At 41.6% G+C, this 20634-nt stretch carries 17 protein-coding genes; 7 read left to right on the top strand and 10 right to left on the bottom strand.

Annotated elements, in window-relative coordinates:
- Positions 1–22: 22 nt before the first annotated feature.
- Together AOT13_RS05355 and AOT13_RS05350 are read right to left on the bottom strand one after the other, a co-directional pair.
- Complete coding sequence (locus AOT13_RS05355) at positions 23–370, bottom strand: DUF3147 family protein (RefSeq protein ID WP_003253074.1); 348 nt, start codon at positions 368–370, stop codon at positions 23–25.
- Between the two features lie 754 nt (positions 371–1124).
- Complete coding sequence (locus AOT13_RS05350) at positions 1125–2654, bottom strand: malate:quinone oxidoreductase (RefSeq protein WP_042383979.1); 1530 nt, start codon at positions 2652–2654, stop codon at positions 1125–1127.
- 396 nt (positions 2655–3050) lie between these two features.
- On the opposite strand from AOT13_RS05350, the gene AOT13_RS21205 reads away from it, so the two are divergent.
- Positions 3051–3176, top strand: a complete 126-nt coding sequence (locus AOT13_RS21205) for a hypothetical protein (protein ID WP_255210104.1) — start codon at positions 3051–3053, stop codon at positions 3174–3176.
- Positions 3177–3623: 447 nt separating this feature from the next.
- Here AOT13_RS21205 and AOT13_RS05345 read toward each other — a convergent pair whose 3' ends face one another.
- Both AOT13_RS05345 and AOT13_RS05340 read right to left on the bottom strand, forming a co-directional pair.
- Positions 3624–5021, bottom strand: a complete 1398-nt coding sequence (locus tag AOT13_RS05345) for a sensor histidine kinase (RefSeq protein ID WP_042383909.1) — start codon at positions 5019–5021, stop codon at positions 3624–3626.
- A complete protein-coding gene (locus tag AOT13_RS05340) occupies positions 5005–5682 on the bottom strand; it encodes a response regulator transcription factor (protein ID WP_080695320.1) in 678 nt (225 codons plus the stop codon). Before AOT13_RS05340 ends, AOT13_RS05345 begins: the two co-directional genes overlap by 17 nt.
- Positions 5683–5870: 188 nt before the next feature.
- Between AOT13_RS05340 and AOT13_RS05335 the strand changes: the two genes are divergently transcribed.
- Positions 5871–6626, top strand: a complete 756-nt coding sequence (locus AOT13_RS05335; protein ID WP_042383913.1) for an ABC transporter ATP-binding protein — start codon at positions 5871–5873, stop codon at positions 6624–6626.
- Positions 6623–9199: an ABC transporter permease gene (locus AOT13_RS05330; RefSeq protein WP_042383916.1), complete on the top strand. Its 2577-nt coding sequence runs from the start codon at positions 6623–6625 to the stop codon at positions 9197–9199. Before AOT13_RS05335 ends, AOT13_RS05330 begins: the two co-directional genes overlap by 4 nt.
- Before the next feature lie 206 nt (positions 9200–9405).
- On the opposite strand, the gene rlmD is transcribed toward AOT13_RS05330, so the two are convergent.
- The 5 genes from rlmD to AOT13_RS05305 all read right to left on the bottom strand — a co-directional run bounded on the left by rlmD (position 9406) and on the right by AOT13_RS05305 (position 15989).
- Complete coding sequence (rlmD, locus tag AOT13_RS05325) at positions 9406–10782, bottom strand: 23S rRNA (uracil(1939)-C(5))-methyltransferase RlmD (RefSeq protein ID WP_042383917.1); 1377 nt, start codon at positions 10780–10782, stop codon at positions 9406–9408.
- A 147-nt stretch (positions 10783–10929) separates the two neighbouring features.
- The gene (locus AOT13_RS05320) at positions 10930–11856 is read right to left on the bottom strand and encodes a diacylglycerol kinase (RefSeq protein WP_013401676.1); all 927 of its coding nucleotides are present in this window, start codon (positions 11854–11856) and stop codon (positions 10930–10932) included.
- Positions 11857–12107: 251 nt separating this feature from the next.
- Entirely contained in the window at positions 12108–13610 is a 1503-nt protein-coding gene (gene floT / locus AOT13_RS05315; RefSeq protein ID WP_042383982.1) for a flotillin lipid rafts scaffold protein FloT, read from the bottom strand.
- A complete protein-coding gene (locus tag AOT13_RS05310) occupies positions 13610–14167 on the bottom strand; it encodes an NfeD family membrane protein (RefSeq protein ID WP_003253108.1) in 558 nt (185 codons plus the stop codon). The genes floT and AOT13_RS05310 overlap by 1 nt, the downstream gene beginning before the upstream one ends.
- 619 nt (positions 14168–14786) lie before the next feature.
- A complete protein-coding gene (locus AOT13_RS05305) occupies positions 14787–15989 on the bottom strand; it encodes a S1C family serine protease (RefSeq protein WP_041269513.1) in 1203 nt (400 codons plus the stop codon).
- A gap of 640 nt (positions 15990–16629) precedes the next feature.
- Between AOT13_RS05305 and AOT13_RS05300 the strand changes: the two genes are divergently transcribed.
- The 4 genes from AOT13_RS05300 (at position 16630) to AOT13_RS05285 (ending at position 20021) form a co-directional block, all read left to right on the top strand.
- Complete coding sequence (locus AOT13_RS05300) at positions 16630–17292, top strand: response regulator transcription factor (protein WP_013401679.1); 663 nt, start codon at positions 16630–16632, stop codon at positions 17290–17292.
- Positions 17282–18658: a sensor histidine kinase gene (locus AOT13_RS05295; protein WP_013877539.1), complete on the top strand. Its 1377-nt coding sequence runs from the start codon at positions 17282–17284 to the stop codon at positions 18656–18658. Before AOT13_RS05300 ends, AOT13_RS05295 begins: the two co-directional genes overlap by 11 nt.
- A 218-nt stretch (positions 18659–18876) precedes the next feature.
- Positions 18877–19365, top strand: coding sequence for a hypothetical protein (locus AOT13_RS05290; RefSeq protein ID WP_232511571.1), 489 nt, complete (start codon positions 18877–18879; stop codon positions 19363–19365).
- Entirely contained in the window at positions 19365–20021 is a 657-nt protein-coding gene (locus tag AOT13_RS05285) for a PspA/IM30 family protein (RefSeq protein ID WP_013401682.1), read from the top strand. Before AOT13_RS05290 ends, AOT13_RS05285 begins: the two co-directional genes overlap by 1 nt.
- A gap of 101 nt (positions 20022–20122) precedes the next feature.
- On the opposite strand, the gene AOT13_RS05280 is transcribed toward AOT13_RS05285, so the two are convergent.
- Positions 20123–20629 (bottom strand): PTS sugar transporter subunit IIA, encoded by a 507-nt coding sequence (locus AOT13_RS05280; protein ID WP_041270127.1) that lies wholly within the window; start codon positions 20627–20629, stop codon positions 20123–20125.
- Positions 20630–20634: the final 5 nt, after the last annotated feature.

The following is a 20634-nucleotide window of genomic DNA, read 5'->3' as shown; positions in this document are numbered from 1 at the left end:
AAATCACCTTAATAATAATTATTTAGAAATACTTTGAGAGAAAAGCATAAACCATAGAAACAAGAAACCATCCAGCCAGCGATTGCGTAAGTCCGCGTTTCCATCCCTGCTTCGCGCAAAGATACACGACCGCGATCGCGCACATAATATTGATGATCATTCCAACAACGGCGCCTTGGGATAAAACGATCGACTTTTCCACTAATTCATTGCCTTTGGCATCTAACCGAAGCGTTAGCAATGCCGCTAAAAAAACAGCGGGAAATGCCGCAAAAATCCCTCCGATTTTGCTCCCTATTTTTCTTGAAACAATCGTTGAGGCGACAACTGCGCCGCCGCCTAATAAAAACCGAAGAACAATTCCGAGCATTGATAATGTCTCCAAGATAGATTCATCCTTTCTATGATGCGCCATCCAATACAATATAATATTATTGTTATATATTTATTTGTGATTACTTTCGCATATATATTGTAAACTAATGATAGAACAAACATTTATGAACTTTTATTTAATTTTTTTGTAGCGTTTACATTTCACAATCCGGCATATTTTATATAAACCTAAATACCCCCCCTCATTCCAGTCTGCCATTACTTGAATGAGGGGATAACTAGAGTAAAATTTCAAATGTTTTTTTGGCATCAGCGGCCTTCCTGTCACATATGGTATTTCCGGCAATGACAGCGAATAATGCTTCTATAAGTCCATGTATGTTCGTTGTTTAACTTGGAAACCATGATCATATCCACCCCTGATTTTGGCCAACGTAATGCTTTCCAACGTGGTGGATGTTTGATGTGCATTATGCGTTTGCAACACGTTCTATTGTCAAGTGTATTTTGTTCTTTTCAAGCTCTCTTTGCTTATTAGCTCCTCAACTTTCCGATTTGCTTTACCATGTTTGTGATATAAGCTTCTCTAACTGCGAATTTGAAAAAAAAGAACCTTTAATCCGAAGGCGGATCAAAGGTTCTATGTTTTATTATTTTCAATCATATTCTATTATTCTGTCATTTTTATAATTTTTGCTTTATCATCATTGGCTTATCATAGAAACAACGGTCCATTGATGAAACGTGTTGCTTACTTTTTCATTCCATTTGTTTTTGCGTCCAAAGAATTAATTATAAACCGGTTCTTTTTCGTTTGCATCAGAGACCGGCTTTTTTTCGTTTAAACCGAGCGTCTCTGCTGTTGAATCATGAAGTTCTTGGAAAAGATCTGGGTTTTCCGCTAGGGACACGCCATAAGAAGGAATCATTTCTTTAATTTTCGGTTCCCATTCACGCATATGTTGAGGGAAGCATTTTTTTAACACCTCAAGCATGACGTGTACAGCAGTTGAAGCACCAGGAGAAGCGCCGAGCAATGCAGCGATCGAGCCATCTGCAGCACTGACAACTTCCGTACCAAATTGAATCGTTCCTTTGCCGCCAGTTTCCGTATCTTTGATAATTTGCACACGCTGACCCGCGACAACGATATCCCAATCTTCTGATTTAGCCGTCGGGATAAACTCGCGCAACTCTTTCATGCGCTTTTCTTTCGTTAACATAAGCTGCTGGATCAAGTATTTTTCCAAAGAAAAGTTTTTAAAAGCTGCCGCCAACAAAGTCGTGAGATTGTGCGGTTTTACGGAAGTAAACAAATCCATATTGGAACCATTTTTTAAGAATTTAGGCGAGAAGCCTGCAAATGGGCCAAAGAGCAACATTTTTTTGTTGTCGATATACCGTGTATCTAGGTGCGGAACAGACATAGGAGGCGCACCGATTTTAGCTTTACTGTACACTTTTGCATGATGTTGCTCGACAATTTCTGGATTATTACATACCATAAATAATCCGCTTACAGGGAATCCGCCAATGCGCTTGCTTTCTGGAATACCAGATTTTTGAAGCAAGTGCAGGCTTCCCCCGCCGGCTCCAATAAATACGAATTTAGCTTGATGGATTTCAACAGAACCGCTGTTGAGATCCTTCACTTTCAATTCCCACAGGCCGTCGCTGGTGCGTTTTATATCTTTCACACTATGCTTGTAGTTTATTTCAACATTTTTCTTCTTTAAGTGGTCAAATAACATGCGCGTTAAAGCGCCAAAGTTAACATCTGTACCTGAGTCGATTTTAGTTGCCGCGATCGGTTCATTCGATGTACGGCCTTCCATGATAAGCGGAATCCATTCTTTCAGTTTTTTCGGGTCATCAGAAAATTCCATTCCTTGGAATAATGGATTGTTTGATAGCGCTTCAAAACGTTTCTTTAAAAATCTCACATTATTTTCCCCTTGGACTAAACTCATGTGGGGCAACGGTCTGATAAATTCCTGCGGATTTTGTAACAGGTTGTTTTTAACAAGGTAAGCCCAAAACTGTCTGGAAATTTGGAACTGTTCGTTAATTTTTATGGCTTTGCTAATATCAATCGATCCATCCGGTTTCTCGGGCGTGTAGTTAAGCTCGCATAGTGCAGAATGCCCCGTTCCCGCATTATTCCATTCGTTAGAGCTTTCTTCTCCTGGTTTGTCAAGCTGCTCAAACACTTTAATTTCCCATTCCGGCGCTAATTCTTTCAACAGTGTCCCTAAAGTCGCACTCATAATTCCGGCACCAATCAAGATAACGTCTGTTCTTGTCTGTCTGTTACTCATTTTTCCCATCCTTATCCTCCATTATTTGCATGCAGAAAGGGTGCAGGCGCACCTGCAGTCAAACCGCCACACACCTTTTCTACAGCAATTATATCTTAATTAAAGTATATCACTATTTAATTATAAGTATATCACATTTAATCTGTTATTACATATTAATATATACTATATCAGGGTTCATATCCAACATACTAATTGGCCATGCTACATTTATTTTACTCCTAAAAAACATAATATCAAATTAATTCTTAATATTTAACCGATATTGAAATATTTTTTAATAAGCATACCAATGTTACGATCCAGAATATGATCCAATCGTTATGACTTTTATTCGAGGAATATTACTGTGAAGGATGAACGAAATCGAACTATTGAAAGAGGAAAACACTTAATTTGTTAGCGGATGATGTCATCTCAAAAGAAGATGATGAATTCATTCATCAATATTTACACTTGATGAAACAACAAGCTGAATCATGTCTTCAAACAACAGATGGCGAACTTGCCATGCAAGAATGAAAACAGCCACTTGAAGCATTGATGTTCTTCAAAAAATGTACTCCGGAAATCCTCCACCGTTTAATCGAACGTATAGAAATAAAAGCAGACGGGAGTCCGAGAATCTTTTACCGATTCTCGAACCAGTCTGCTTATTCTTCAATCCTCTTTATCAACGCGCAGCATTCCACATGCGTTGAGTAGTCATCAAGACCTGTAGCAGTGTTCACCTAATTTACTTTCGATAAGGAAATGACACTTGTGTGAACAAGTCAAATCGGTTATTATTGAAGCATGGCTTCAAAATCGAACGACGATTTCCTTTAAGAAATTAACCCGAATCCAACAGTTTGAAGCTCATTCACTTTTTCACCCATTAAATCTTAATATAAAACATATAGATCCTACGTTCATCTTCAAACATATTAGGGGTATGGAAAAAGTTATAAAGCAGGCAGGACACTTCATTTATTTAGAGTTTTCTTTTGGTAAGAAGGCTGTAAATACTGCTCCACCATGTGAAATGTGATTGCCAGCTCTTAAATCTCCGCCGTGCGCTAAAAATATTTTTTTTGCTATAGTCAATCCTAGACCTGCACCGCCTGTTTTTCTGTTGCGTGAACCTTCTCCCCTATAAAGTGGGGTAAATAGATAAGGCAAATCCTTTGGATTAATTCCTTCTCCTGTATCTATAACGGATATTTCAATATGTTCATCTGTTTCATTTAAGGAAATAGTAATTTTCCCGTCATTAGGTGTATGTCTAAGAGCATTGTTTAACAAATTATCAATGGCCCTTGTTAGTAAATGTTCATCTGCAAATATGACATGGTTAGTTACCGAGCTAACTATTTCCACTTTAATCTTCTTTTTTTCTGCTTCTAATTTAAATTCTTTTATAATATTATTTAAAAACTTATAGATGTTTATTTTTTCAAAATTAGGTTCTTGTTCTAGATGTTCAAGTTTTGTAAATATAAATAAATCGGATATCAATGTATCCAATACATTTGCTTTCCTTTGACAAACTTCAATATATTTCGCTATTTTTTCAGGTGTATCGGCAATTCCCTTCTGAATTCCTTCTAAATACCCCCTTATTGAAAAAAGAGGAGTTCGCAGATCATGGATAATAGAAGAAATAAATAGTTTTCTTTCTTCTTCCATTTTGACCTGTTGTTTAATCGAATCATCTAGCTTTTGACTCATAATCCTAAATGCGGTTGATACACGTTCTATTTCTTGTATTGGGGATTTAGGTAAATCAATGTTTAACATTCCCATTGATATACTTTTGGTTGCTTCTGCTAACTTTTTTAGTGGATGAAGTAACGCCTTGTTTATAAACCAAGTACAAAAAATTAACATAATTAACGAGAAAGTTAACCAAATTACCAACCCGCCATATTCATTGAACCATTCTTTAAGTTTAGAATTATGTACGGTGATTATAGAAGATTGAGTTACATGAATATAAGCTATCCCTGCGATTTTAGAACCCTTAAAAACAAGATGTTCTTCAACAGGTCTTGTCTTTATATTAGTGTTGCTTGGTTGTTCATTCATATCGGAATAAGAGAAATTTGAGAAAAGTTCCTTGTTGGCCGAGTTAAATAATCGCACTTGTATCCCGTATCGATCTAGTTTTGGTTTGATTTCTTTTTGCCATTCAGGCTCTGACCATTTAGAAACGTTATTTAAAATTTCATCTCTTACATTTAAGTAGTTATTGTTTATAGGAACTTTAGGATCTTCAACTAAAGATTTACTTATAATGAATGTTAAAAATATAGGAATAAAACTAACACAAAACAAAAGAATAAATAACCATTTTTTTATTGATAATTTTTTACTTCTTATCTTCAAACTTATATCCCACTCCCCAAACAGTATGAATCCACTGAGGTTTTGAGGGATTTTCCTCAATTTTTTCTCTAAGTCTTGCTATAAAAACTCTAATTGTATGTTCATCTATTAACTCATTCCCCCACACTTTTTGATATAACTGGTCATGACTAAATACCTGTCTAGGATGTTCTGCTAAAAACTGAAGCAGCTCAAACTCCTTTGGAGTTAGGTTTACTCTCCTGCCATTTACAAACACTTCTCTCGTATATATATTAATTTTTAAATTCCCATAATTGAGAGTATTATTATTTTCTCTCGAACGAGAGCGGCGTAAAACAGCTTTTATTCGTGCAACGATTTCTCCTGGAGTAGCTGATTTTACAATATAATCGTCAGCTCCTATGTTTAATCCGCGAATTTTATCTGTATCATCTTGGACAGCTGTTAAAAAAAGAATAGGAACATCACTGATTTCCCTAATTTGTTTACACGTTGTAAATCCAGACTGGTTTGGCATCATAATATCTAAAAGCACACAATGAACAACTTGTTTCTTTAGAATAGATAAAGCTTCCAAACCATTCGAGGCTGTAAGTACGTTATAACCTTCTGCTTCTAAAAAATCTTTCATCAACTCCATAATTTCTTCTTCATCATCTACAAGTAAGACTGTTTCCACTCGATCCTTCCCCTCCTTCATAATAAATTTTTCCAATATTATACCAAAAAGAACTGAAAAAATTTAAAGTTATCAATAAATATTAATAAATTATTGATCCTTTGTTGATATGTCTTTGACTCTAAATTGATTTTTACTTCCTAAACTAATTATTGGTACTGATTTTGAAGGGAGGAGAAGTTGGAATTATGTCTGCAATATTGGAAGCTAAATCTCTAAATAAGATATATGGTGAAGGGAATAACAAATTTTACGCACTAAGAGATGTGAATTTAAAGGTTAATAAAGGAGAATTTTTGGCTGTTATGGGTACTAGCGGTTCAGGCAAGTCAACCTTGCTCAATATGCTCTCCGGTTTAGATCGCCCAACCTCTGGAGAAGTTTTTCTGGATGGCATCTCTTTAACTTCAGCAAGCGAAGCTGAACTGACAAAATTACGAGGAGAAAAGATAGGATTTATATTTCAGTTTTTTAACCTTATCCCGGTATTAACTGCAGAGGAAAATGTCTCATTACCCCTATTTATATTGGGGAAATACGACGATCAGGCAAGAAAAAAGGCAGTTGATTTATTGAACTTGTTAGGAATTGGACGTTTAGCATCCTCACGGCCTTCGGATATGTCCGGAGGCCAGCAACAAAGAGTGGCTATTGCCAGAGCGTTAATCACCGAACCAAAAATGATATTAGCCGATGAGCCAACCGGAAGCTTGGATTCAAGAACAAGCAAGGAAATTCTAGATATCTTGCGTCATTTTTGCGATGAAATGAACCATACGATCGTAATGGTAACACATGATGCGAAAGTCGCCTCCTATGCCCACCGCATCATATTTATGGAAGATGGAAAGTTGATTGATGAGCTTAATTTCAAAAACTCTAACCAATCCGTGAGCCAAAGAGTCGTTGAAATTACCCGCAGAATTGAGAGGGAGTTAGTATGAATATCATGAAATTAGCTTGGAAATTTTTTGTATCCAAAAAAAGTAGAGCTTTTTTCTCCATATTAGGTGTCGCTTTAGGTGTGATGCTTCTGGTGATATCCCAAATTCTTATACTTACGGTTGAACGTTCTAATGAGTATACTTTAAGAGAAAAGTATGGAAATTACGATATGCTGGTGGGATATCAAACCGATAAGCACCATCTTACAGAAGACGATATAACGTTTATTAATCAAATTCCAGGTGTTAAAAATAGCACCCCTCTGCTTTACCCCTATATCGGTGAAAAAATGAAAATTCCAGAAATAGCAGCTCTGCCTATGTATGTCGGCTTTAAAAATGATCCATTAGCAAAAGAACATCCTTTTTTAAATATAGACAAAGGAACATTCCCGAAAGGAAACGAGGTTATCTTACCTATCCGATATTTGAAATCAAATCATTTAGAAATCGGGTCTGAAATTGAGCTGCCTTTTCCTCCTGGCAATAAACAAAAAGTCGTTATATCTGGAACATTAAAACAAAATGAAAAATTAGAGAACATTGCAGTTTTTGATTACGATTGGTTAAGTAAGGTTACATCAAATAAAGGAAAAGCAACGGTTTTGATGTTAAAATTAGAAGACGGCCCATCAAAGGAAAAAATTAATCAAATGATCAAATCCAAATATCCTGATATTTTTATTGATAACAGGACAGAGATGGAAAAAGAAAGGGAAAACATAGGGGGCTTAAAGCCATTTGTTCATACCATTTTGATTTCAGCATTGGCAGGAAGTTTTCTTATCGTCGTTAGTACGCTACAAATGGCCATACTGGAAAGAAAACGTGAACTAGCCACTTTAAGACTTATTGGTATAAAACGCTATCAATTGACACTTATGGTTATTTTTGAATCAATGGTCATTGGATTGATCGGCTCTACAGTTGGTATTTTATTAGGAATTGTGCTTTCTTTCTTATCCCAACGTGTCGTAGAACAATTAATGGGGTTTTCTCTTGTAGGGATTGTCATCCCTTGGAAGTCATTATCCCTATGTGCAGTGAGCGGAATAGTGATTACCGTACTTGCAGGGATTATACCTGGATATCTTGCTAGTAAATTACCCCCTATAGTTGCTTACAAACAAAATGAACCATCCCTAGATAAATATAGTTTTTTAGTACGATGGTTATCACCAATTTTATTAATTGCTTCAATCGCAGTATCCATATTTAACTATTTATATACGAAGGGACCTGAATGGATTTATCTTTTAACTGGCTTAGGTTTCCTACTCTCCATGTTTATGGGGATTCCAGTCATTCTTTATTTGACTGTTAAGCTCATCTCGTTTATATCCAAGCCTTTCTTCGGATCAGAAGCATTATTGGCAGGACGAAATGCCTTACGCCAGATGAGAAAAAATATACAAATAGCAGGCATACTGATGCTAGCATTTGTCATTGGTCTTACTGGTTACTTACTTTTTTCTTCCATAGCGATTCAAGCTGAAAAAGATATAAAAACTAGGTATCCAATGGACTATAAATTACAAGCTACTGATTCATCGCTTGAGCCAGGATTTTCTAAAAATTTAGAAGAACAAATGAAACAAATAGAAGGTATAAGTTCCATATCCATTCCTACCGCTCTATTTGGATTAACACTTAATCTTGACCAAAACCATATTAAAAACTGGAATGGTCAACTATTCAATATAAATGGTAAGAAACAAGTTCATATTAGCCTTAGAGCAATAAATATCAATGAAGTAACAAAATTTCATTCCATAAAGGTGCTAGAAGGAACGATTGATCAAAGAGCTTTGCGGAATGATGGAGTGATCATTACAAAAGATTTAAAAAAACTTGGGTTTCAATTAGGTGATTATATTCAAATAGGACGTTATGACGAAGTGATGAAGGGAAAAAATGCTGGACACCGATTCAAAATTGTCGGCATCATTGACAAAATGCCTGTTTTGCCTTCTGATGAATATACAGCTTATACTGACCAAGAAAATCTTGGAAAATATTTCAAAATCAACACGATTGAACAAATTCAATATAATATTTCGAATCCATCCTTAAGCAGTGTCATTCAAAAAAAGATCGACAACTTGTTAAATCACCCGGATTTTTCAAATGTTATACTTTATGACCGTCAAAAGGAACTTTTAACGTTACACCGGCAAGTACAACAGAGGTTATTTATTTTACTTGCAACTGTAATTTTAACTATTTTCCTCGGTATTATAGGATTGATGAATAACATGGCTAGCAGCCTAAGAGAAAGAAGTAGAGAGTTTGCGGTTCTTAGAGCGCTAGGAAGCCGGCCAAACCAAGTAGTGAGATTAGCCCTGTTAGAAGGAGTAATCATTTCATTAGCCGGAGGGCTAATTGGAATTATATCAGGTCTGGTGTTTGGTTACCATGTATTAGCAGGTTTGGAGGCAAAAGAATATCTATTCCCATGGCAAATAGTTTTAATCGAATTGATCATAAGCCCTTTGATAGGGCTTGCTGCAGCATTTATACCTTCCATATGGATTTCTCGAATGAACCTTATCAAAACTTTATATCAAGAGTAAAATCTCTGAAGAGGGTTTGTAAAAATAAAAGACACTTACAAACTCTCTTTAGCTCTATCAACTTAGTCTTTTAGACTTGAAAAAACATAAAATAAAGTCTTGCTAAAAAAAGGGGTTAAAGCTTGAAGGAGAAGGATTTTCCCTTCTCCCCTGTCTTTCTGCTTTTCGCAAAACTTTATTTTCAATCGCAAATGTTTATTTCAGAACTATAGTTTTTTTACGAGCAACGCGCAGCACTCCACATGCGCAGTATGCGGAAACATATCCACCGGCTGCACTTCTAATGTTTGGTACCCACCGTCTTCGAGGATTCGCAAATCTCTTGCCAATGTCGCCGGGTTGCAGGAAACGTACACCACGCGCTTTGGCTTCATGGCGATGATCGTTTGCAAAAGCGTTTCATCACAGCCTTTGCGCGGCGGATCGACGACGATACAATCAGCGCGGATGCCTTGCTTGTACCATTTTGGAATGACCGCCTCCGCCTCGCCGACGGCAAATTCGACGTTAGTGATGCGATTTAATGCCGCATTGCGCTTGGCATCTTCAATAGCTTCCGGCACGACTTCAACGCCGAACACTTTTTTCGCTTTTTTCGCTAAAAACAAGGAAATTGTGCCGATGCCGCAGTAGGCGTCAATAACCGTTTCTTCCCCCGTTAATTGCGCGTATTCCAACGCTTTTTCATACAGCACTTTCGTCTGTGCGGGATTGACTTGATAAAAAGAACGTGCCGAGATCGCGAATTGAATATCACCGATGTAATCATAAATGTACTCGGCTCCCCACAACACTTTCGTCTCGTCACCCATAATGACGTTCGTCTTTTTCGGATTGATGTTTTGAATAATCGACTTCACATTTGGCACTGATTCAATGATTTCCTGCACAATTTTCTTTTTGTGCGGCAACTCTGCCGTGCGGGTAATGAGGACAACCATCACTTCCTGCGTCGCCGCCCCGTAACGCGCCATAATATGGCGGAGCACTCCCTTATGCGTTGCTTCGTTATAAACAGGAATGCGGTATTTTTCGCAAATCTTTTTCACCGTCCGCACAACGGCATCATTCATTTCTTGCTGGATCAAGCATGTGTCCATATCGATAATTTCGTGGCTGCGCTCTTGGTAAAAGCCGGCGACAAGCCTGCCTTCGCGCTCGCCGACAGGCACTTGCGCTTTGTTGCGGTAGCGCCACGGATTTTTCATGCCGATGACCGGATGCACGATGACATTTTCCAATTTGCCGATGCGCGCCATCACTTCTTTCACCTGTTTTTGTTTCGCGCGAAGCTGCCCATCGTAGCTTAAGTGCTGCAGCTGGCAGCCGCCGCATTGCTTGTAAATCGGACATGGCGGCTCGGCGCGGTCCGGGCTTTGCTCATACAGCTCGATGAGGCGTCCGTAGCCATATCCTTTCTTCACTTTGATTACTTTGATTTTCGCCCTCTCACCCGGCAAGCCGTTTTTGACAAAAATCGGGAATCCATCGATTTTTGCGACACCTAACCCGTCATGTGTCAAATCTTCAAATGTTGCGTCATAATATTCATTTTTCGCTACTGGTGCTTCGATATTCGCCATTGTTCTTCACCTTTCAAAAAACTAGCGAGCTATATAAAAAATTTCCGCTTTTTAGCCAAAAATCTGCAGAAAACTTCTTCCCAAATTATCGACTGGTGCCTTCACGATTGTAGCACACAATTCCGGACAACACAAAAAGAGAGCAGGTTATTCACCCGCTCTTATTTGTTCTGCTTTTTCTTTTGGAACGAATACTTCTAAATGTTGGTACAAATTCACAAATTCTCCTGGTAGCATGCCGCCAAATTCCCCGTCTAAATTTAACTGCATGTTGTTCGGGGAAGTCACTTTAATGCGGTTGGCTTTCGTGTAAATAAGGTGCGGGTCATTAATATGTTCCCCGCGCGCCGCAAGCGTCACCAGCCGGATAAACTCGGCCAAATTCGTTTTCTTTAAAATAATTAAATCAAACATGCCATCGTTCAGCGAAGAATCCGGCGCCAATTTTTCAAAGCCGCCGACAGAGTTGGTGAGCGATACTAAAAAGAGCATAATCTCGCCTTCAAACAATTTTCCATCATATTCGATACGCGCCTCTGTCGCTTTAATCGATGGCAGCATCTCCATTCCTTTTAAGTAATAAGCAAGCTGGCCAAGCACTGTTTTCAACTTGCTTGGCACTTCATATGTAAGTTCTGTTAAGCGGCCGCCGCCCGCAATGTTAATAAAATAGCGCGTTTTTCCTTCATTGGTTACGGAGCCGATATCAATCGGAACGGCTTCCCCTCTTGTAATCACGTCACAGGCTCCTTCAATGGAACGCGGCACGCCGATGGCGCGGGCAAAGTCATTCGTTGTGCCGACAGGGATAATCGCCAGCTTTGGACGATAGTCTTGATCAGCAATACCGTTGACGACTTCATTTATTGTTCCATCCCCGCCAGCGGCGACGACCAAATCAAACTCGCGCTCCACCGCTTTGCGCGCCGCTTCTGTCGCATCTCCTGCACCTGTCGTCGCATGACAGGATGTTTCATAGCCCGCTTTTTCTAATCGCTCTAACACATCTGGCAAATGCCTCTTGAAGATTTCCCGACCCGATGTCGGATTATAAATAATTCTCGCTCTTTTCATATTCCATCATCCCATTTATTATGATTCAACCACGATAACTTTTCCACTATTTAACATGATAGCGAAATGAACCGATCATTGCAATGTTTTCGTCCTGCCAATGATAAACCACTTCTTTTTTCTACTCTTTGTCTCCCATTTACTTCCGTTTCTTTCTATCATAAAAATGGAAACAGCCCATTAAGGGGATTGGAACGCTGGCATGAAAAAAGGCGTTGTTGACGCCTTTTTTCACTGTATCGCTTTCACGTTTACTTGCTTTTGTTTTTTTCCAACGCTTCTTCCTGAGCTTTTGCATTTCCTTTTCCTGAAAAGTTCTCAAGTAATTCTTTCACATCAATGCCCGCAGAAGCTTTCAGCGTCTCTTGCAAGCTTGCCATCAAATTGGTTGCATACCCAGTAACACGGTTGGCACCGCCATTGGCGCCGTTGGAACCGGTATCGACAATCGTAATTTTATCAATATTGGCAAGCGGGCTTGCCACTTGTTTGGCGTATTCAGGAATCATTTTGATAATCATGTCGAGAATCGCAGCTTGGCCATACTGTTCGAACGCTTCGGCAATTTTTTGTTTTGCTTCTGCTTCAGCCAATCCTTTTAAGCGGATAATTTCCGCTTCGGCTTCCCCTTTTGCCTTTTCCGCTTCCGCTTTGGCGATCCCGTCAAGCCGTATCCGTTCTGCTTCCGCTTTCGCCATCGCTTCGACACGATATTTTTGCGCATCCGCTTCTGCCATTAATTTGGCTTTTTCTGCCGCAGCCGCCTGCTCGATCGCGTAGCGTTCGGCGTCTGCTTTTTTCTTTACTTCGGAATCGTATTGGCGCTCACGCCGCAAAATTTCTTTTTCTTCGAGCTCGATTAACTTTTGCCGCTCGATAATTTTAATTTGCATTTGTTGTTCGGTCACTTCTTGTTTCGCTTTCGCTTCTTCCAAATGGTACGCCTGATCGGCGCGCGCTTTCGCTATATCTTGTTCACGGCGGAATTCGGCAAGCTTCAATTGATTGATTTTTTCCGCTTCCGCGATTTCCGTCAAGCGCTCAAGCTCTGCTTTGCGCGCTTCTTTATCCGCTTCCGCGCGCTTAATGCGCGTTTCTTTTTCCGCTTCTGCTGTCGCGATGTCAGCATCACGTTTCACTTGGGCGATGCGCGGTTTTCCTAACGCATCCAAATAACCGTTTTTATCGCGCACATCCTTAATGGTAAACGACACGATGACAAGCCCCATTTTCGCTAAATCTTGCGAAGCGACACGCTGCACTTCTTGTGAAAACTTATCGCGGTTTTTATAAATTTCTTCGACTGTCATCGAACCGAGAATGGAGCGAAGATGCCCTTCTAATACTTCTTTCGCTTCATTTTCCATGTCCTGGCGGGTTTTTCCTAAAAATTGCTCCGCTGCTGTAGCGATTTCGCCAATGGAGCTGCCTACTTTAATGATCGCCACCCCGTCTGCCATGACGGGAACGCCTTGTTCCGTGTAAACTTCCGGTGTCTGCACATCCAGTTTAATCGAAAGAAGGCTGAGCGGCTCCGCTTGTTGGAAAATCGGCAGCACAAACGTTCCGCCGCCGCGGACGATTTTAATTTTATTTCCAGATTCATCAACATGCACGTTTTTGCTGCCCAAATAACTGCCTGTCACAATCAGCGCTTCGTCCGGCCCAACGGTGCGGTAACGGGTAACAAAAATAGCGATTAGTCCGATAAGAAGCAGCACAACCACACCGATGACAACTAAAATTGGCGTCATCATACATATCCCCCTTTATGCAATAATGAAATATTATATGGATCGTGCTTCGCCACAACGGCGATGCCGTTTTCCATTTTCACGATAATGACTTCCGTTCCTGAAGCAATTTCTTCGTTGCTGATGCTTTTGGCCGGTTTTGAAACCGCACCGCTTTTCCGCTGCAGCAAAATCTCGCCGAATCCATCGGCCGGCACAGTTACGATCACTTTCGCGAGAGATCCTTCTAAGTCTGCCTCCGAATAGTTCAGCGACGTTTCCGCCGAACGCAGCGGAACAAACACGAAAAAGTGCAAAAGCAAAACGGCAATGATTGCGATCCCCGCGCTGACCAACCCGATAAGCGCGCTCGATAACCCTGTATACCGCTCAAACAAATAACCGGACGCACTTCCGACGGTGAAAAATGATAAAATCAGCTGTGGGCTTAACCACGGATGATCCGGCATATCAAATATGCCATCGATGATATCGCTAAAAAAAATATATAATAACGTTAATCCCCCGCTTACAACAAGCACGGCCAGATACACCGTTTCCAATGGATATCCAAACAACCTTGCACCTTCTTTCCATCATCGTCTATTTAATTATACGAACAACATGTGTTTCCGTTTCATTCTGTTTCATATTTTTTCGACATTCCCTTGCATATTTCCTTCTTTTTTCCAAAATAAAGACACCTCTTTATGTTTATTTCGCTGCCGCTTATCGAAGGAAAGCGAAAAATGCGCATCTGCCGTTTATAAACTTAAACGGATGCCCCTTACTCCTTTCAAAAACATGCCGAAACCACACGGCATTGCAAGCGGCCGATACATGGAGCACGGAAAGCAGCCACAAATGTTCCATTCTTTATCCTGCATCACCACCACTGCGATGATAAACAAAAATATGAAAATAATACCAACATCTTATGTCATAGTTGCTATGTCGCTATAGATAAAATGCTCAAAATTCCTCATCGCTTTGCTGTTCCATCTTCCATCCCTCACGTTTTTAAATAAATGAGCGCAAAATTGGCGAATGAGAAGAGAAATCACCCCCGCTCCTGCTCACTAAGATGGTGCCAGATTCAATAAAATGCTTTCATATTATATTTTGCACATTAGATCATATTCCTTTTTCAATAAAAAATATCCCTTCTGAACAGTTCGTTCAGAAGGGATGGTTATTTCATTGGCTCCGTTCACTCAGCCGCAGCGACACAGTTTTCTTGCTTCCGTCCCGCCAAAGCTCGATTTGCACACGCTCCCCGATTTTCGTATTTGTATATAAATATTTCCGCAGCGCAGCAACGCTGTCCACTTTTTCTCCATTGACCGCCACAATGACATCCTTTGTCCGAATGCCTGCATCCGCCGCCGGCGAGAACGGTTCTACCGCCGTGACAGCCGCCCCCGCCGTCACATCGCCCGGCAATTGCAGCTGTTCTTTGCGCACCGAACCGGAAAGATCGGCCACATCGACTAACTGCACGCCGAGATACGGGCGTTTGATTTTTCCGTATTGCATCAGCTGTTCAACGATCGGTTTTACATCTTCGCTCGGAATCGCAAATCCTAATCCTTCCACTCCGTCTTGGGAAATTTTTAAGCTATTAATTCCCACCACTTGCCCGGCGCTGTTAATTAGCGCGCCGCCACTGTTTCCCGGGTTAATCGCGGCATCTGTTTGAATGACGTTAAGCTCCCATTCCCCCTCGGAGGTCGAAATAGGCATCGTGCGTTTCCCGCTCACGATTCCTTCCGTTACTGTCCGTGATAAATCTAAACCAAGCGGATTGCCGATCGCCGCGACTTGTTCCCCGATGCGCAGCTTCGAAGAATCGCCAAAAACAGCGACTTTTTTGACATGGCTGCTATGAATTTTCAACACCGCCAAATCGGTTAATGGATCGGCACCAACAATTTCCGCTTTCACTTTTTCGCCATCGGCAAGCGACACTTCTACTTTATTTGCCCCTTCAATGACATGGTTGTTCGTCACAATGTACGCGATATCTCCATCTTTTTTGAAAATGACTCCCGAACCGGTCCCTGCTTCTTGATCTTGCACACTATCGGAGAAAAAGTCCGCTTGTCTTTGGATGTTTACCACCCCGACAACCGCGTCGGTCACATTTTCAATCGCCGCCACCATATTATTCGTCACGCTTTTCGTCGGCTGGAGCGGAAGCGTTTCCGTCGAAACACTCGTTTCTTTTGCTTCTTTTGTTGATGAGGAAGATGCAGGAATGTCCAACATTGGCGCCGCGTATAACGTGAGTCCGCTTCCGATCACGGCACCGATAATCGAAGCGGCGAGCCAAGAAAAGAACCGTCTTTTCTTCGGAGGCTGGTACGATGGCATTGGTTGTTCATATCGTGTCATATTCATATCATCCATTTCTTATTTCCTCCTTTCTCCGTTTTTTACTCTATGAGCGTCATGCACATACCGTTTTCTTTTTGCCCCATAAGCAGATGAATGGACAAATAAATCCTATTATCGCGAATGCCGTAATATCCACGCCCTTGAAACATTCCATTGCCAATCCGGCCCGTTCATCCATGAAAGATGCCAGCGAATGGCGCAAGCGGCTCTCCGGCATCCCACCCCTTTTCTGCCATTCCCGCGCTTTCCGAAGAAAATCACTGCTCGGTAGCGCGGAATCTTCATCTGGTGGAATTCATGAGCGATGTTCACCTCTTTTTTGCTAACCAATCAACCAGCGCGCCGGTAAAAGCCTGTTACTGACTATGATCAAGCATAAATGCGCTTGCCTTATTCATTTTGCCATCCGTTCCTCCTTTTGTTTTGTCAAGAAATAGTGTAAACAGCAAAGGTGAAAATCCGGTGAAAAAATCAGCAATTGCGTCCCGCAAATAGTGTATTGCCTTCCGGCGTCTCACATCCGCAGCGGAACTTTACGCAATATTACGGCATGATCTGCTTTTTCACATTTTCATTTATTTTTCATGGCCATTTGTTATGATGTTTATAAAAGGAAGAGGAGCATAGAAAGGAAGGAAGCGAAATGAAGATTCTTCTTGCCGAAGATGACCTCTATTTAGGAGAATTAATCGTGCATATGTTAAAGAAAAAAGGCGTCGATCAAATTGATTGGGTGCAGGAAGGGGAAGATGCGTACGATTACGCACTCGCCTCGTTTTATGATGTGCTGATTCTCGACTGGATGCTGCCAAACGGGGATGGGGTGGAAATTTGCAAACGGCTGCGGAAAAACGGCTATACCGGCGCCATTCTCATGTTAACGGCAAAAGATGCCGTCGAAGACCGAGTCGAAGGCTTAGAAGCCGGGGCAGACGATTATCTCGTCAAACCGTTTGAAATCGATGAATTAATGGCCCGCCTTAAGGCACTCGCGCGGCGCACGTTCGTTCCGCTTCAAGAAGAGGTGGTGCGCTTTCATGATTTTGTCCTGAACCGAACAAGCCATACCCTCTACCATGGCGATAAAGAAATTTTGCTAACTCCGCGTGAATTTCAAGTGTTGGACCTTCTCTTGCAAAACAGGGGGCACGCCGTGCCGCGCGAAACCATCCTTGACCGCATCTGGGGATTGGATGCAGATGTTTCGCTGAAAACGATTGATGCGACGATTAAATTGCTGCGGAAAAAACTAACAGGCGACGTCATTCAAACGGTGCGTGGGGTGGGATATAAAATTGACAAGTAAATGGAACGCTTTCTTATCAAAGATAAAAAACACCGATATGTTTCACCGGACGCAATGGCGCTTGACGGCGTTATATAGCGGCATCTTAATGGTGTTTTTGACGCTATTCATCGCAATCGTTTGCTTCCTTTTTTATATGATTGTCACGAATGACCAAGAGCGGCGAATTACAAGCCTCGCCAATCAGGAACAAAAAGCGATTGAGCAATTTTTGCTCAAACAAAGCGATTTCGCTTTTATGGATGAGGAAAATGTCGTGTTTTTAAGCGAAGACCAATTCTTTTTTTATGTCGTCGGCACTAACGGCGAGCTGCTCATGGGCGACGAAGTGAACAAAGGCATGCGGCCGTTTTTATTAGAAGCGCTGCAGAATTCCGCGCTTAACGAAAACGAACTAACCTACATAAAAGTAAAATTTCCTGCCAATATACATCCATTTGCCCGTTTTCATTCCCATGAGCTAAAACTGTTGACCGCCGCCCGCCCGATCGCCATTCGCGGCCATTTAGTCGGCGTGCTGTATATCGGCATGGATGTGACTTCGTTTTCCAACGTGTTTCAGCGGCTGCTCATTGTTTTGGCTTGTCTTGCTGTCTTCTTCATCGGCATCGCTGTGTTGTTAAGCTACTTTATGTCGAAACGGGCGCTCGTCCCGATTCAAGAGGCCTATCATCGCCAGCGGCAATTTGTCGCCGATGCCTCCCATGAGCTGCGTACACCATTAAGCGTCATTTTATCTTCCGTTGAGGCGCTGGAAATGGAAGAAGAACTAACGAAAAACGAATTAACGCAAAAACTGCTCGATCGGCTGAGGGAAGAAATAAAACGAATGACAAAACTAATGAACGATTTATTGACGCTCGCCCGCGCTGATTCCGCGCACGCCTCTCTGCAGCTAGTCAAAGAAACGTTTGACTTTCGCCCGCATGCGGAACGAACGCTGCGTTTATTGGAAGAATTAGCGTCGAAAAAAAATATCCGCATGCACTTCCATTCTCCTGAATCGGTCATCATTGCCGCCGACGCCGACAAGCTGACACAGCTGTTGTACATCTTGCTGGACAATGCGATCAAGTACACTCCAGACGGCGGAGAAGTAACATTAAGCATTGGCATCGCGCCATTCAAACAGCAGCGCATTCTTACGATTTCCGTCAAAGACACCGGAATCGGCATTCCCCCTGAATCGCTTGACCGCATTTTCGACCGTTTCTACCGCGTTGACAAAGCGCGTTCGCGCCAGCAAGGCGGCCACGGACTCGGTTTGTCCATCGCCAAATGGATTGTCGATGCTCATGGCGGAACGATTCATGTACAAAGCGAAGTCGGCAAAGGTTCGGAATTTATTGTGAAAATCCCTTGCTAAAATGCTTTCCATGGACGGAAAGCATTTTTTTATGAATCTTGGAAGTTGCCGGAAAAGACAGCAGCAGCTTTCCGGCAGTTCCTGTTTACTTGGCAAAGCGGAAAATGCAATCTTTCATTTTCACCTAATTTTCTCTTTTCTTTTTTACAATGCAAACTGTACAAGGAAATGCAAAAACACGATGTTGCTGCCAACAATGAAAGGGGGTGGAAATGTGTATGAAAAAGCGGACGATCGCCATCTTTATTCTTGCCGCCATCGCCATATATGGAGCGGTGCGCATCGTTCGTTTTGCGTGGGGATACCATATGCCGCTGGCATACATGCCCCGCCATTACGGGCCGTTTGCGCCGCATCACCATTTTGCATTCCATCATGGCCCCGGATTCGGGTTTTGGGAATCAGGCGGCTGGATCACTATCGAGATGTTTTCTCTTCTTTTCCAATTAGGCCTTTTGCTCATCGGCTGGCTGTTATGGAAAACGAGTGGGCCGTCTAAGTGGCTGGGGCTTGCCATCATCGTATGGGGCGTGATCTCTTTACTGCCAAAATGGCTGCTCATTCCGCTCGCTGTCATTGCCATCTATTCGCTTTACAAGAAACAAGAACGAAAGGCCGGACCGATGGCAGCATGGCCAACACCAGTCATGCATGACCGGAACTTTTTAGACGAATGGGAAAAAACGATAAAGAAGGAGGAGCAATGATGGGGTTATTCCGCCGCGTAAAAACGATCATACTGGCTGATTTGCATGAACTTGTCGATCAATGGGAAGATCCTGTTGCCTTAACGAAACAATATTTACGCGAATTGCAGGAGCAAATCGAAACGGCGCAGCGATCCATCGCCCAGCAAATGGCGCTGGAACAGCGTTATGCATCGCTGATTGCGCATGTAAAAACAATGATCGAAAAACGGACACGCCAAGCGAAACTAGCGTTGGAACGGAACGAAGAAGCCATCGCAAAACTCGCGCTGCGGGAAAAGCTGATGTATGAGAAAAAACTTTCCGCTTACCAGCAACAATATGAAACGCTTCAAGAAAAAACAACCTATATGTCCGAGCAGTTAAACAAACTTTACGAAAAATATGAAGAGCTTTCCGCCAAACAATGGGAGCTCCATGCGCGCGCGAACGCGGCCAAAACAATAAAAGACATCAACACAACACTCGCCTCTTTTCATCCTGAACAGGCGCTTCGCGGTTTCGCGCGCATGGAAGAACGCGTCTTCGCCTTAGAAGCTGAAGCAAACGCAAGCCGCCGCTTTCTTGAGTCCGCACATGCGTTTCCTTCAACCATCGACGAAGAAGTCGAAACCGAACTGGCCAAATGGAAAGAAGCGCAAGCCAAAAATGCTTAATCCCCCTTTTATATAGATCGGTGGCTGATCCCCTCCATTGGGATCAGCCACTTCGTCGTTTCCGCAACATAACTCGGCGATACAGGATAAAGAGGAACAATTCAAATCGCTTTTACCCTGCATTTCATGATGATATCTCCTCTTGTCACGATATTATTCTTTTTGACATACTCTAAATCTCCCACTTTATCCAACATATTGGTAATAATAATTGGGGTGACGATTTCTTTATGTTTTTGCTCTAAATAATCAAGATCAACATTTATTAAAGGATCCCCCACTTTCACTGTTTCCCCGGCATTTACTTCAACTTCAAACCCTTCTCCATTTAACTCTACAGTTTCTAACCCAATATGGATAAGTATTTCTAATCCTTCTTCTGAAACAAGGCCGACTGCATGCTTCGTAGGAAAAATTTGCACAACCTTTCCGTTAATAGGGGAAACTACTTTTCCGTTCTTCGGAATAATTGCTAAACCGTCTCCCATCATTTTTTGAGCAAATACAGGGTCAGGAACTTCTTCTAACGGTATTGCTTCCCCATCAAGCGGGGAGTATATTTCCACTGCTCTCGTTTCTATTTTTTTGCTAAATAATTTTTTCAACATCTCTC

It is taken from the genome of Parageobacillus thermoglucosidasius (assembly GCF_001295365.1).
Taxonomy (GTDB): domain Bacteria; phylum Bacillota; class Bacilli; order Bacillales; family Anoxybacillaceae; genus Parageobacillus; species Parageobacillus thermoglucosidasius.
Note: the sequence above shows the minus strand (reverse complement) of the source record. Positions and strands in the feature narration are given on the sequence as shown.

Coding starts and splice junctions, on each gene's coding strand:
- AOT13_RS05355 (WP_003253074.1), bottom strand. CDS start 370: ATGCTCGGAATTGTTCTTCGGTTTTTATTAGGCGGCGGCGCAGTTGTC.
- AOT13_RS05350 (WP_042383979.1), bottom strand. CDS start 2,654: ATGAGTAACAGACAGACAAGAACAGACGTTATCTTGATTGGTGCCGGA.
- AOT13_RS05335 (WP_042383913.1), top strand. CDS start 5,871: ATGTCTGCAATATTGGAAGCTAAATCTCTAAATAAGATATATGGTGAA.
- AOT13_RS05330 (WP_042383916.1), top strand. CDS start 6,623: ATGAATATCATGAAATTAGCTTGGAAATTTTTTGTATCCAAAAAAAGT.
- rlmD (WP_042383917.1), bottom strand. CDS start 10,782: ATGGCGAATATCGAAGCACCAGTAGCGAAAAATGAATATTATGACGCA.
- AOT13_RS05320 (WP_013401676.1), bottom strand. CDS start 11,856: ATGAAAAGAGCGAGAATTATTTATAATCCGACATCGGGTCGGGAAATC.
- floT (WP_042383982.1), bottom strand. CDS start 13,610: ATGACGCCAATTTTAGTTGTCATCGGTGTGGTTGTGCTGCTTCTTATC.
- AOT13_RS05305 (WP_041269513.1), bottom strand. CDS start 15,989: ATGAATATGACACGATATGAACAACCAATGCCATCGTACCAGCCTCCG.
- AOT13_RS05300 (WP_013401679.1), top strand. CDS start 16,630: ATGAAGATTCTTCTTGCCGAAGATGACCTCTATTTAGGAGAATTAATC.
- AOT13_RS05290 (WP_232511571.1), top strand. CDS start 18,877: ATGAAAAAGCGGACGATCGCCATCTTTATTCTTGCCGCCATCGCCATA.
- AOT13_RS05285 (WP_013401682.1), top strand. CDS start 19,365: ATGGGGTTATTCCGCCGCGTAAAAACGATCATACTGGCTGATTTGCAT.
- AOT13_RS05280 (WP_041270127.1), bottom strand. CDS start 20,629: ATGTTGAAAAAATTATTTAGCAAAAAAATAGAAACGAGAGCAGTGGAA.